Source organism: Paenisporosarcina macmurdoensis (assembly GCF_042658845.1).
Lineage (GTDB): Bacteria > Bacillota > Bacilli > Bacillales_A > Planococcaceae > Paenisporosarcina > Paenisporosarcina macmurdoensis.
Window position 1 is genome coordinate 90,743 of sequence record NZ_JBHSRI010000009.1, and the last position, 13,607, is coordinate 104,349.

General features: G+C 40.3%; 11 protein-coding genes and 1 pseudogene. 8 read left to right on the plus strand and 4 right to left on the minus strand.

Annotation, left to right across the window (positions count from 1 at the left end; genetic code table 11):
• Positions 1–57 precede the first annotated feature (57 nt).
• On the minus strand, positions 58–1,197 hold the full coding sequence (locus ACFPYN_RS08065; RefSeq protein WP_377733453.1) for a zinc-dependent alcohol dehydrogenase: 1,140 nt from the start codon (positions 1,195–1,197) through the stop codon (positions 58–60).
• 218 nt (positions 1,198–1,415) lie between these two features.
• Positions 1,416–2,960, minus strand: coding sequence for an FAD-dependent oxidoreductase (locus ACFPYN_RS08070; protein WP_377733454.1), 1,545 nt, complete (start codon positions 2,958–2,960; stop codon positions 1,416–1,418).
• Positions 2,961–3,157: 197 nt separating this feature from the next.
• Between ACFPYN_RS08070 and ACFPYN_RS08075 the strand changes: the two genes are divergently transcribed.
• The 7 genes from ACFPYN_RS08075 to ACFPYN_RS08105 all read left to right on the plus strand — a co-directional run bounded on the left by ACFPYN_RS08075 (position 3,158) and on the right by ACFPYN_RS08105 (position 10,824).
• The gene (locus ACFPYN_RS08075) at positions 3,158–5,134 is read left to right on the plus strand and encodes a S9 family peptidase (protein WP_377733455.1); all 1,977 of its coding nucleotides are present in this window, start codon (positions 3,158–3,160) and stop codon (positions 5,132–5,134) included.
• An 11-nt stretch (positions 5,135–5,145) separates the two neighbouring features.
• Complete coding sequence (locus ACFPYN_RS08080) at positions 5,146–5,688, plus strand: GNAT family N-acetyltransferase (RefSeq protein WP_377733456.1); 543 nt, start codon at positions 5,146–5,148, stop codon at positions 5,686–5,688.
• 146 nt (positions 5,689–5,834) lie between these two features.
• Positions 5,835–6,470, plus strand: coding sequence for a class I SAM-dependent methyltransferase (locus ACFPYN_RS08085; protein ID WP_377733457.1), 636 nt, complete (start codon positions 5,835–5,837; stop codon positions 6,468–6,470).
• A 13-nt stretch (positions 6,471–6,483) separates the two neighbouring features.
• Positions 6,484–6,954: an S-ribosylhomocysteine lyase gene (locus ACFPYN_RS08090; protein ID WP_377733458.1), complete on the plus strand. Its 471-nt coding sequence runs from the start codon at positions 6,484–6,486 to the stop codon at positions 6,952–6,954.
• Positions 6,954–7,892 (plus strand): PLP-dependent cysteine synthase family protein, encoded by a 939-nt coding sequence (locus ACFPYN_RS08095; protein WP_377733459.1) that lies wholly within the window; start codon positions 6,954–6,956, stop codon positions 7,890–7,892. The genes ACFPYN_RS08090 and ACFPYN_RS08095 overlap by 1 nt, the downstream gene beginning before the upstream one ends.
• Positions 7,889–9,022: a bifunctional cystathionine gamma-lyase/homocysteine desulfhydrase gene (locus ACFPYN_RS08100; RefSeq protein WP_377733460.1), complete on the plus strand. Its 1,134-nt coding sequence runs from the start codon at positions 7,889–7,891 to the stop codon at positions 9,020–9,022. The genes ACFPYN_RS08095 and ACFPYN_RS08100 overlap by 4 nt, the downstream gene beginning before the upstream one ends.
• 1,424 nt (positions 9,023–10,446) lie before the next feature.
• On the plus strand, positions 10,447–10,824 hold the full coding sequence (locus ACFPYN_RS08105; RefSeq protein WP_377733461.1) for a hypothetical protein: 378 nt from the start codon (positions 10,447–10,449) through the stop codon (positions 10,822–10,824).
• 56 nt (positions 10,825–10,880) lie between these two features.
• On the opposite strand, the gene ACFPYN_RS08110 is transcribed toward ACFPYN_RS08105, so the two are convergent.
• Positions 10,881–11,657, minus strand: coding sequence for an enoyl-CoA hydratase-related protein (locus tag ACFPYN_RS08110; RefSeq protein ID WP_377733462.1), 777 nt, complete (start codon positions 11,655–11,657; stop codon positions 10,881–10,883).
• A gap of 115 nt (positions 11,658–11,772) precedes the next feature.
• On the opposite strand from ACFPYN_RS08110, the gene ACFPYN_RS08115 reads away from it, so the two are divergent.
• A complete protein-coding gene (locus ACFPYN_RS08115; protein ID WP_377733463.1) occupies positions 11,773–13,395 on the plus strand; it encodes an ABC1 kinase family protein in 1,623 nt (540 codons plus the stop codon).
• A gap of 12 nt (positions 13,396–13,407) precedes the next feature.
• Here the strand turns inward: ACFPYN_RS08115 and ACFPYN_RS08120 are convergent.
• Positions 13,408–13,607: pseudogene (locus ACFPYN_RS08120) on the minus strand (hypothetical protein); the annotation flags it as partial.

The following is a 13,607-nucleotide window of genomic DNA, read 5'->3' on the forward strand; positions in this document are numbered from 1 at the left end:
AACCTTAATATAAAATAAAAAATCCTCTTTAGCTTCTTCCAAGCTAAAGAGGATTTTTTAAGGTTTCAAGACAAACTTAATGCTTTCATCTTCATGATCATTAAATAACCGGTAAGCTTCCCTTGCTTTAGCGAGTGGAACAGTGTGTGTAATAATTTCAGTTGGGTCGAATTCACCTTTTGTAATTTTATCAAATAGCAGCGGCATGTAATGGATAACAGGAGCTTGTCCCATTTTTAATGTGATATTGCGTTCGAAAATATTTCCAAGTGGGAACATATTATATAAAGAACCATATACACCTGTCATTTGGATTGTCCCAAATTTCCGTACCGAATTCATAGCTATATTAATGGCACTAAGTGTGCCACCCTGGAGTTTGAGTTTCTGTTCAACTTTTTCAACAACCGATTTCTTACCATCCATGCCAACGCAATCGATTACTACATCTACGCCACCATGGGTAATTTCTTTAATATGGCTACCCATATCTTCATAATCATCAAAATTGAACGTTTCTACCTTATTCATCTTCACTGCGTGCTTTAATCGATAAGGCAAATGGTCAACTGCGATTACCCGCTTTGCACCTTTCATCCATGCAAATTTCTGAACCATTAAACCGATTGGACCCGACCCTAACACTGCAACTGTATCTCCAGCCTTCATGCCCGAATTTTCAACACTCCAGTAAGCGGTCGGTAATACGTCTGACAAAAAGAGCAGAGATTCATCTTCGAGTTCACACGATTCAGGAATAACGAAAGGCATGAAATTCCCGTATGGTACCCGTAAAAACTCTGCTTGTCCTCCAGAATAATCGCCATAACGTTCAGTAAAACCAAAGTATCCTCCAGTATCCACTTTTGGATTGTCGTTAGAATTATCACATTGGCTTTCCATCTCGTGGTTGCAATAGTAGCAGTCCCCACAAGAAACATTGAAAGGCAGGACGACACGATCACCTTTTTTAACCTTTGTCACTTCTGAGCCTACTTCTTCGACAATGCCCATTGGCTCATGTCCGATCACATAATCTTTTCTAGCTGGGAGTGCCCCTTGATAAATGTGTAGATCTGAACCGCAAATGGCTGTTGACGTAATGCGGACGATAATATCATCTCGTTTTTCAAGTAGGGGATCTGGAACTTCTTTCACTTGGATATCTTTCGTACCTTGAAATGTAACTGCCTTCATACATCATCCTCCTCGATAGTCCATCAAATGCGAGTGTTCTTCTTCATGACAAGTTATTTAGATTGAAAGTTCTTTTAAATTTAAAACATAAAAAGGCAAGTAGCTTTATGTAAGCTACTTGCCAGTGTGGACGTTTTTTATACTTTTAATACAATTATCGTATATGTTTCCTTGGCGTATCTTGTTTTATCAATGAGATTGACTAAGTAAATAGACGACTATTTACGTTCTAAAGGTTTTACGGCTGGCCCTTCTAATACTTCTCCTTTGTATGAGAAGCGGGAGCCGTGGCATGGACAATCCCATGAACGTTCCCCATCATTCCAATGAACGTCACAACCCAAATGTGTGCAAGTAGGTTTAACTAAATGCAGTTGGCCGTTTTTATCCTTATATGCACCCGTTTTGTGATGATCAATCATCACGATGCGTCCTTCATCATTTTGTAAATCGTCTACTGAATCACTTGGCCGGTCGAATTTGCCAGTTACTAATTCTTTTGCGACGTTGGCGTTCATTTTCACAAAATGTGTAAGGTCTTCCTTTTTAAGTTTACTGCGAGTAGGTGAATATAAATCTTTAAGTGGATTAAATTTATTTTGCGCAAGATCTGCAAGCAATAATCCAGCAGCTGTTCCATTCGTCATACCCCATTTGGAAAAACCGGTTGCTAAAAATACATTTTTCGAGCCAGTCGTCATTTCCCCAATGTAGGGAAGGTGATCGAGTGTCTCATAATCTTGAGCAGACCAATGCGTATCGATCGACTCAACCGGGAAATGTTGTTTAGCAAATTGAGTGAGTGTTTCATATCGCTGAACACTGGATTCTTCATGAGTTGAGTCGTCATGTTGTCCTGTTTTATGTCCTTCTCCGCCGACAATGACATAGCTTTCACCTTTGTCTCCTTTTGCTGTACGAATAGACCTGCTTGGCTTTTCTACATTGATGTACATTCCTGTCATTTGTTCACTCGGCACCTTGACACAAACTGCATAGGACCGTTGAGGAGACAATTTCGAAAAATAGAATCCTTCTTTATCGTTAAAAGGAAAGTGGCTAGTTACTAATGCATGCTTGGCCTTAATTAGATGACCTTCCATCGTTTCGATGACAACATCGTCGCCTTCTCTAAGCGATTTTGCACGGGTATCTTCATAAAAAGTCACACCGAGTTTCTGTGCTTCCTTAACTAAGCCATTAATATATTTGACTGGATGGAATTGAGCTTGATCAGGTAATGTTAACGTTTCGCTAACAGGAAAAGGTAGCTCGTTTTTAGAAGTAGACAGTTCTCCCAGGATACCTAATTTATCATAGGCTGCTTTCTCTATATGTAATTGTTCAACACCTTTAGGAGTTTGTGCATAGAGAACTGCGTGACGAGCTTCAAAGTCACAATCAATGGAAAGTGAATCTATCCACTTTTTAATTTGCTCACGTGCTTTTTGATTGGCATCGAAGTATTGCTTTGCTTCATTTACTCCAAATGTCTGTATCAATTCATCATAAATAACCCCGTGCTGTGCAGTTATTTTAGCTGTTGTAAAGCCAGTAGTGCCACTGACGATTTTACTTCCTTCTATTACAGATACCGTTAAGCCTTCTTTTGCGAGCACATATGCAGCTGTTACCCCAGTAATTCCTGCCCCAATAATACACACATCTGTAGTAAGATTTTCTGTTAAAGCTGGGTACGTTTTATTGGATCTTTCTTTTCTCCAATAGGATTTTGTGAATTTCGGTAGTTCAAGTGGACACATAAGAATCCCTCCCGTGAGTAGTTTCTTCATTATTACCCATTTCCAGAAAATACAATCATACTGCTCTGTATTTAATGTTTTTAGGAATACAAATCACTTCCTGAATAATCGATGGGAAATATTATGCTACATAATTAGAGGAAAACTCTTACGGTTGTCGAAATAGGTTATATACGACAACATAGGGAGGAATTATCATGACAAAACGCAAATTAACAATTGAAGATTTAAGTAAGTTGGTTTCAGTTACTCAACCTACTTTGGCGCCAAATCAACAAGAAGCAGTTTTTGTACAAACGAAAATTAATGACAAAGACAATACATATCAAGCGAACTTATGGCATGTGGATTTGAATACAATGAAATTGACTCAATGGACACATGGCAAAGAAAAAATTTCTAGCCCAAGCTATTCGCTAGATGGAACCCAGTTGGCGTTTCTATCCACGCGTGAAGAAAAAAATCAGTTATATATTTTATCCACAAAAGGTGGAGAAGCGCGAAAAGTTACTTCATATGAAAAAGGTGTTAGTAGTTTCTTATGGTCTCCTTGTGGAAAAAAGATTTGGTTTTTAGCTTCTGTAAAAGAAGGAAAGAACTTTACTGATGAGCCAGAGAAAGAAGAAAAGAAAAATCCTGAACCTTATGTAGTAAATAAAATGAAATACAAATTGGACGGAGCGGGTTTACTTCCTCAAGGCACCTATAAGCATATTGGTGTCATTGATCTTGAAACTGAGGAAGTGACACAATTTACTCAAGGTAATCATGTGTATGATTTACAAGCTATTTCTCACAATGGGGAGAAAATGGTGTTCAGTGTAAATCGTTCTGAAAATCAAGATTTCGAATTCCGACAATCTTTGTTTTTGGTAGATATTAAATCAAAAGAAGAGAAGACCATTATTGAAGAAGATGGTTACTTTGGTGGAGTCGCGTTTTCATTTGATGATACAAAACTAGCATTTGTCGGAAGTGATTCTGCATTCAAGAATGCGACGCATACGGAACTTTATGTCTATGATCTTGAAACAGGAGCTCGTCAGATTTTGACGGAAGGCATCGATGCACCAGTAGGAGATTATGTTGTTGCAGACAGTCAACAAGGAGCAGATGCACCTAGCGTGGTATGGACACAGGATAATCATATATACTTCCAACTTTCCACAATGGGTGACGTGCGTTTATACGTTGCTACGTTAGAAGGAGAAATGTATCCAGCTACTGGTGACAATGAACATATATATGGCTATGATGTTGCGAAATCTGGAGAGTTTGCGCTTGTCACCGTTTCAAACTCCACGGAAATCGGAGAGCTGTATGTTCAAACAATAGCTACTGGTGAACGTCAAGCGTTAACGTCATTCAACGAGTCATTTGAACATGAAGTGGAACTTGTTCAACCCGAAGCCATTATGTTCCAAGGTGCCAAAGATTGGGCTGTTCATGGGTGGTTGATGAAACCTGCAGGCTATGTGGAAGGGCAGAAATATCCGTTAATTGTTGAAATTCATGGCGGTCCTCACGCGATGTTTGCCAATACGTTTTTCCATGAGCTTCAACTTCTAGCAGCACAAGGATATGGGGTTCTATATATTAACCCTCGTGGAAGTCACGGCTACAGTCAGCAGTTTGTCGACGCAGTACGAGGCGATTACGGTGGTGGTGACTATGAAGACATTATGGCAGCCGTTGACTCAGTACTAGCTGATAATGACTGGATTGATGAAAATCGTCTTGGTGTAACTGGGGGGAGTTATGGTGGCTTTATGACGAACTGGATTGTTGGTCATTCGAATCGTTTCAAGGCAGCAGTTACGCAACGCTCGATTTCGAACTGGGTTAGTTTCTTTGGTGTTTCTGATATCGGTTATTATTTTAATGAATGGCAAATAGGGGCAGATATGACAGACGTAGAAAAATTATGGAACCATTCTCCCTTAAAATATGCACAACATATTGAAACACCGTTACTCATTTTACACAGTGAAAAAGATTTCCGCTGTCCTATTGAACAAGCAGAACAACTGTATATCACGTTAAAACAAATGAAAAAAGAAACAGGCTTTGTGCGTTTTCCAGATGCCGACCATAACTTATCACGTACGGGCCATCCAAATCTCCGCTATGCACGACTTGAACAAATTACCGGTTGGTTTAAAAAGTATTTATGAGGTGAATTCCCTTGAGTAAGCTATCAACACAGGTCCATTTGCGGCCATTCTATGAAGATGATTTATGTGCACTGTGGGAAATGAGTGCAAAAGAAGAGAATCCGGAATGGAAGAAATGGGATGCACCTTATTATCCATACAAACCACAAACATTAGAAAAATTTCTATCAAATAAAGATCGTTATCTTCGAAAAGAAAATCTTTACGGGATAGAAATCGATGATGAACTCGTCGGCATGGTTTCGTACTACTGGGAACATGAACCTTCTTTATGGCTTGAGATGGGAATTGTCATTTTTAAGCCTGAATATTGGAGCGGGGGCTATGGCACAGAAGCGATTAAACAATGGGTGAATCGATTGTTTAAAAAAATGCCTCTCGTCCGCGTTGGATTTACAACCTGGTCTGGCAATAATCGGATGATTCGCGTCGGTGAAAAGCTAGGAATGACAATGGAAGCTCGCATCCGTAAAGTTCGTTATTATGAAGGTGAATATTATGACTCCATTCGCATGGGTATTCTGCGTGAAGAATGGGAAGCCCTCAAAATCTAAAGAAAATGCCCCTTTCGTTAAATGCGAAAGGGGTCTTTTGGGATTTGAGAGTAGAAAAAACGATAAATCTATGTTATAAATAAGTCTGTTAACCTAATGCCAAGTAAACAGGTTGGAATAATATATAACTAAAAGGAGAATTTACTATGGGGCGTGAATTCGTAGAAATTTTTGATAAATGGGTAGACTCTTATGATGCATCAGTTTCAGGACAAGATCCTGAATATCGTGATGTATTTGAAAAATATGATGAGATACTTTCTGCTGTTGCCAAAAAATCTTTTGGTACGGTTGTTGAATTTGGAACAGGAACTGGCAACTTAACGGCGAAGTTAGTAGAAGCGGGTCATTCGGTTATAGGGATCGAGCCAAACGAAGCGATGCGCACTGTAACAGCTAAGCGTTTTCCTGACTTAGTACTAATAGATGGTGACTTATTAGCATTTGAGACACCACAAAAGGTTGATACGTTCGTAAGTTCGTATGTATTTCACCATTTAAAAGACCATGACAAAGAAAAAGCTTTATCCACATATGCTAAGTTATTGCCAGTTGGTGGTAAAATTGTATTTGCAGATACCATTTTTACATCAGAAGTAGCAAAACAAGCACAGATTTCAAAAGAACGTGCACGGGGATATAACAACGTGGCAGACGATTTGGAGCGTGAGTACTACACAACGATTCCTATTTTGACACAAGCATTTGAAAAAGCTGGATTCGACGTGCATTTTGAACAGATGAATGATTTCGTGTGGTTAATGGACGCAACGAAAAAATAAGGAGTTGGAAAAGATGAAACAAATGAATGTTGAGAGTTTTAACTTAGACCATACGAAAGTAATTGCACCTTATGTTCGATTAGCTGGACGTAAAATGGGCGCAAATGGCGACGAAATTTTAAAGTATGATATACGTTTTAAACAACCGAATAAAGAACATATGGAAATGGCTGGACTGCATTCTATTGAGCATTTAATGGCTGAGAACATTCGCAACCATACAGATCAAGTGGTAGACATGAGTCCTATGGGATGCCAAACTGGATTCTATTTAGCTGTTATCAATCATGATAACTTCGAAGAAATATTAACGATTTTAGAAAAAACGCTTGAAGATGTCATACAAGCAACCGAAGTTCCAGCTTGTAATGTAGTGCAATGTGGCTGGGCTGCTAATCATAGTTTAGAAGGTGCCAAAGAGATTGCACGTGAGATGCTGTCTAAGAAAGATGAATGGCGCACGGTATTCGCGGAGGAAGCATAATGAATGTTTACGGTAGTGTGCATGAATTGATTGGCAATACACCAGTCGTGGAAATTAACAATATCGACATTCCGAATAATTGCCGTATTTTTGCTAAGCTTGAGTTTATGAATCCAGGTGGTAGTGTGAAGGATCGTCTAGGCGTATCTTTACTAAAAGACGCCGTAGAATCTGGAAAGCTACAACCAGGTGGTACCATCATCGAACCAACAGCTGGCAATACAGGAATCGGAGTCGCTTTAGCAGCAATTGGCAAAGGCTACACGGTGAAATTTGTTGTGCCACAAAAATTCAGTATGGAAAAGCAAACCTTGATGCGCGCACTCGGTGCTGAAATTGTCAATACACCTACTGAACTTGGAATGAAAGGTGCCATAGCAAAAGCGGAGGAGCTTGTAAAAGAAACTCCCGGTGCTTTTTCACCTTCCCAGTTTTCAAATCCTGCAAATCCAGAAACGTATGTACACACATTAGGACCTGAATTATGGCGCGATTTAGATGGTAGAATCAACGTCTTTGTAGCAGGTGCTGGCTCAGGTGGAACATTTATGGGAACGGCAAAGTATTTAAAAGGACAAAATGCAGATATTAAAACCGTAATCGTTGAACCACAAGGCTCGATTTTAAATGGTGGTGAAGCCGGTTCGCATTACACTGAAGGTATCGGTATGGAATTTTTACCAGGCTATATGGATAAAACGTATTTTAACGCTATTCATACAGTTACGGATAAAAATGCTTTTGATAAAATGCGTATTTTGGCTAAAGAAGAAGGCCTTCTTGTCGGTAGTTCTTCAGGTGCCGCTTTTTATGCAGCACTTGAAGAAGCGAAAGAGGCAGAACCAGGAAGCCATATTGTGACTATTTTTGCGGATTCAAGCGAACGTTATTTAAGTCAAAATGTGTATGATTTATTGAAGGAGGATGAAGTACAGTGAGACCAAAAACAAAATTAATTCACGCGGGAATCGTTGGAGACGAAACGACAGGTGCTGTTTCCACACCGATTTACCAAGTAAGCACATATAAACAAGATGCAGTGGGGGACTTCCGTGGATACGAATATTCACGTACAGGTAATCCAACTCGTCATGCACTTGAAGTTTTAATTAGTGATTTAGAAGATGGTCATGCTGGCTTTGCTTTTGGCTCAGGAATGGCAGCAATCAGTTCAGTTATGATGCTTTTTAATGCGGGTGACCATGTCGTTATGACTGACGATGTTTACGGTGGTACATACCGTGTCATGACAAAAGTATTAAATCGTTTCGGTATTGAATCAACATTTGTAGATTCTTCAAACGCGGCTGAATTTGAAGCGGCAATTCAAAAAAATACAAAAGCAGTCTTTATCGAATCCCCAACCAATCCATTATTAAAAGTAACGGATATTGCGGAAATCGCAAAATTAGCAAAAGCAAAAGGTTTATTAACGATTGTGGATAACACATTTATGACACCTTACTTGCAACAACCATTGTCCCTGGGTGCAGACATCGTTTTGCATAGTGCAACAAAGTATATCGGAGGCCATAGTGACGTGGTTGCTGGTTTAGTTGTTGTAGCGACGGAACAGTTAGCGAAAGACTTACACTTCGTTCAAAACTCAGTAGGGGCGATTTTAGGGCCTCAAGATTCATGGTTACTAATTCGTGGATTAAAAACACTTGGCATTCGTATGGATGAAACGAATTCTAGTGCACAACGTATTGCTGAATTCTTAGTTGCACACGAAGCGGTAGGGAAAGTGTACTACCCAGGATTAGAAACTCACGCGGGACACGACATTATGAAAAAACAAACGACCGGCTTTGGTGGGATGATCTCATTTGACGTAGGCAGCACTGAAAAAGCCGATCAGTTGCTCAAGAAATTGAAATACTTTACACTTGCGGAAAGTCTGGGAGCAGTGGAAAGTTTGATTTCTGTCCCTGCAAGAATGACGCACGCTTCAATTCCGACAGAACGCCGCCAAGAACTTGGTATTCTAGATGGATTGGTACGTATCTCAGTTGGTATTGAAGACGTTGAAGACTTACTTGAAGATTTAGAGCAAGCTTTAGCTTAATGCCATTAATCACTCCATAGTAATATGGGCCACTGAAAAGTACACATAGATTATCAAAACCACCCAATCTTGATTTATCGAGATTGGGTGGCTTTTCTTTTTAATTGCCCTGTAAAAACGACTTAGTAGATTTTCGTTACAGCGTAACTTCATGTTTCGAAGCTAGCGTAGCGATGCAGAAACAGGCGGACGCTTTCCGCGGGCGGTCCGCGAGCCTCCTCGTCGCAAGCGACTGCGGGGTCTCACCTGGACGCGCTTTTTCCGCTGGAAAGATATTGGACGAACAGTAATTCGTCCAATATCTTTGCGACGAGTAACCGCAGGAGCACATGTTTTCTCGCCGCCTTTCACTACAATCAAGTAAATGTGTTCAAATCAATCATAATACTCCAAGGCAATGTGTATGCGACATGAAAATAGAAGGCATCTTTCGAAAAAAGTAGCATAAGAGCTCCCAAAATTGTATCTTCGGGAGCTTGTTTTATGAGTATGACAACTTCTATATCTCGCGTTATCAAAATAGGTACAAATCTATTTTCTGAAATTGGACGAGAGAGAAGGACAGACAAAAGCCTGGAAAATGAATGGGCGTAACGAACGTGACGCCCCTCAATAATGCCCCGGCTATAATATGTAGCAATAGTCCGTCCAAATACCTCCGAAAACGAAATAAAACAGGTTTTGAACTTAAAGGGTACTTTGCGCTTTTCTTATATATGTGTATAAGTTTTTTCTAGATAGACCTTCGAAATTGGAGAAGCTATGTCTAGCTCCAATTACTATTAGAGGTAATCTTTCGGCTCAGTTGCATTCAATGTTCCCCTATAACCTACGGGCAAATGGTTTGTTATTTTGTTTTACTAGAGAATCGTAATTTACCAGTAGCCGAGCATACTATTACGGCTACTACCGTGTGCCTTCTTTAACGAGCCCCGCAAGAGAGGAGAGGATTGATAAGTGCCACAACTTGAATGTCAATTGTTTCTGAATCTGCCACCGTTTATTTTTCCATTGGAGAAAGTTTCACATTAAGTAAAAGTGCTCAACAAAATAAAATAAGCAGAAAAAAGCCGAAATAGTATCTTCGGCTGAATATCTACTTATAGATAGTATTTATTGTTTAGTAAACCAAACGATCTTAACTGTGCGCGTCTAGGTTACAAGGGAGCGAAGGACGCACGCCAGCCGCAGAATGATCTAAAAAAAGAGGGTGGGCGAAGTGACGCAGTCACAAGCCCATCCACTATGTTCTATAGAACATAGTGCGGCAGGTTAAGTGGTCCGAAGCGGACTAGAAACCTTTTTTGCATCAGTAGGCATTCAGTGCACCTACCTTTCTTTGTTCTGTAAACTATTAAAAATAAACTTATACTATTTATCACCTATCGAAACATATTCTAAAGTACGGGAAGGAGTGCTGGGCATTGAAAAAGTTTAGTCTATGGCTATGTGTGTTGTTGGTAATTTTCTGTGCACTCATCGGTTTTCGTTACGGTCATATATTAACGAAAGATGAGGGAACGATTAGGCTCATTGTCTCAACCTTCATCCTCGATACTACTTCCCGTGACTTTGTGAAGTTCGATGAAACAATTTCTGTTACACGGTACGTTTCTAAAAATAGTGGTGAATCGAGATATGATATCATCAAAAAAGTCTTGAGCGATTTAGGATGGTCATACAAAACGCAAGAAGGAGCGGCTCTCTTCTTTCAAAAAGATAAAGACATAGTCGTTGTAGAAACAAAGTTAGTAACGGAGGATTATTTTATATGGGACGTGCCGATAGAAGCGAGGGAGTAGGTATTTCTAAAATAAAAAGCGATTGTAGATGAGCTCAGCTCTACAATCGCTTTTTGTTATTTCCCTTTAAACATCGGTTTGCGTTTTTCACCGAAAGCTATAAGTGCTTCGACGCGATCTTCTGTTGGGATTGTTATTTCATACGCTTTACGTTCAATGTTTAATCCTGTATGTAAGTCAGCATTCATGCCTTGTTTAATGGCAAACTTCGCTTGTTGCAACGCAATCGGCCCGTTCGCAAGCATTAAATCAGCAAACTTCCCAGTCTCTTCTAATAATCTTTCTTGAGAAACCACTTTTGTTAACATGCCATAAGCCAATGCTTCGTCTGCTTTCAAACGGCGGGCAGTTAAAATTAATTCTAATGCCTTTGCTTCACCGATTAAGCGTGGCAAGCGCTGCGTTCCGCCAGCTCCTGGAATAATGGCTAAGCTCGTTTCAGTTAAACCGAGTACAATATTGTCAGCCGCTATTCGGAAATCACATGCAAGAGCAAGTTCCATGCCGCCGCCAAATGCGTAGCCGTTCATCATGGCTATCGTAGGTTGTGGTAAATTTTCAATCGTTGAAAACACTTCACCTATTTTGTAAATGTTACGTTTTACTTGTTGTTCTGTTAGTGTTTTGCGTTCTTTCAAATCAGCACCCACGCTAAATGCTTTTTCCCCAGCCCCAGTGAAAATAACGACACGAATGTCTGGGTTAATACGAATGGACTCCGCTATTTGCCCAAGTTCACGCAACATATCATAGTTAAAGGCGTTCATCGAGTCAGGACGATCTAATGTGACAATACCTAAATTGCCGTTTTGTTCGTAACGAATGGCTTCCATGGTAAATCCCCCTTAGAATGTTCACAATTCAAAAGTTTTTCTCTTACAAAACATATCACTATTTGGACGTTGTTACCATCACTCCTTATAATGGAGTTCAGAGGAGGCGCTTGAAATGGATCGTTTAGCAATTTATCGGATATACCGCATTGTGTGGATGTCCGTAAAGTTTTTTTCACAAGTAACACTTTTTCAGCGCCGTTACAAAGGCCGATGGACACCAGTAATAAACGATAAATGGGAACGACTTGTTACGAAACAAGCAAAAGAATATAAACGTACCGCGCTCAAACTAGGCGGGTTAATGATTAAGATGGGACAATTTCTATCGACACGTGCGGACATTATGCCGCCGTCATTTATTGCGGAGTTAGACGGGTTAACAGATCGAGTTCCTGCGGTTCCAAGAAAAGAAGCAATTGCCCTGCTAGAAGAAGAATGGAACACATCACATAGCGACTATGTCGAAAACCTATCTGATAAACCGGTCGCTTCGGCTTCTATCGGGGAAGTTTATAAAGGGACACTAAAAGACGGCACAGCTGTAGCTGTTAAAATTCAACGCCCAGGTATAGACCGCATTTTACGTGCTGATTTTCGCGCAATGAAAATCGTTATTTGGTTAGTAAAACGCTTTACGGCTTTTGGTAAACAAATCGATTTTAATTTATTGTATAGCGAAATGGTGGATACCATTGGTGCAGAGCTTAATTTTTTACAAGAATTACGTAATGGGCGCAGTTTTGCAGATCGTTTTGAAGAAATGCCGGGTGTTCGTTTTCCTGTATATTACGATGAATTCTCTACACGCCGTGTCCTTGTAATGGAGTGGATTGAAGGCGCCCGTATTACCGATCTCGCTTTTATTGATGCGAATGGCTTAAACCGTCGCGACTTATCTGAGCGATTGTTCAGGTTATTTTTAGAACAAGTATTAGACGGTGGACAATTCCACGCTGATCCGCACGGTGGAAACATATTAATCAAACCAGATGGCACCATCGTATTGATTGATTTCGGAATGGTTGGGTCCATTAGTAAGGAAGAAGCACGTTCAGTATTGAAGGTTGTAGAAGGAATCATATTTAAACAATACGATCAAGTAATCGATGGCTTAGAGGAGTTGCGATTCTTGTTGCCACATGCAGATCGTCGATTACTTGCGGACGCGATTTCTCGAGTTGTGGCAGCATATGAGTCACAAGAGTTAACCCAAATGGATAGCTTTGTTGTGGATCGATTGTTAGCTGATATAAAAAGAATCGTTCGCACACAACCCGTGCAGCTTCCTGCAGAGTTTGCCTTCTTCGGACGGGCTGTTTCCACTTTCGTGGGCGTTCTCCATGTGTTGGATCCAAAAGTGGATTTACTGGCGATTGCACGTCCTCGTGTTTTAGAGTGGGCAGCGATGCAAAAAGATGGAGAAAAATCATTTTCAAAAGATGATGCACTGCGCATTGCCTTAAATGCAATTGGGCCATTACGTGCCATTCCACAAAAAATACTAACCTATCTTGATGAACCAACTCGTATGAGAGAATACATGCAAATACGAGATGCTGGAATGGAAGTAGAGCGCTCGAGACTACAAACGCGTATGTTTGCGGGAATTGTTTCAGTGTTATCTTTAGCAACCACATTCTTTGGCGTGTGGAATGAACATATTCCGCTAATCGCCACATCCGGATTTTTCTTTATCGTATCAGCCTTTGTTTTTAAAGGGAAATCACCAAAATAATACTAAGCCATCTCATGGTGAGGTGGTTTTTTTGAAAGATAAGTATATAATTTTAGTTCCATAAATCCAGTATTTTAGGTATTTTGGACAAAAAGATTGATTCATTAATAGTGTTGATTTCCGTTTCAGGCGGACGCTTTCCGCGGGGCGGGCGGTGAGCCTCCTCGGTCGCTTCGCGATCTGCGGGGTCTCACCTGTCCCGCTGATCCCGC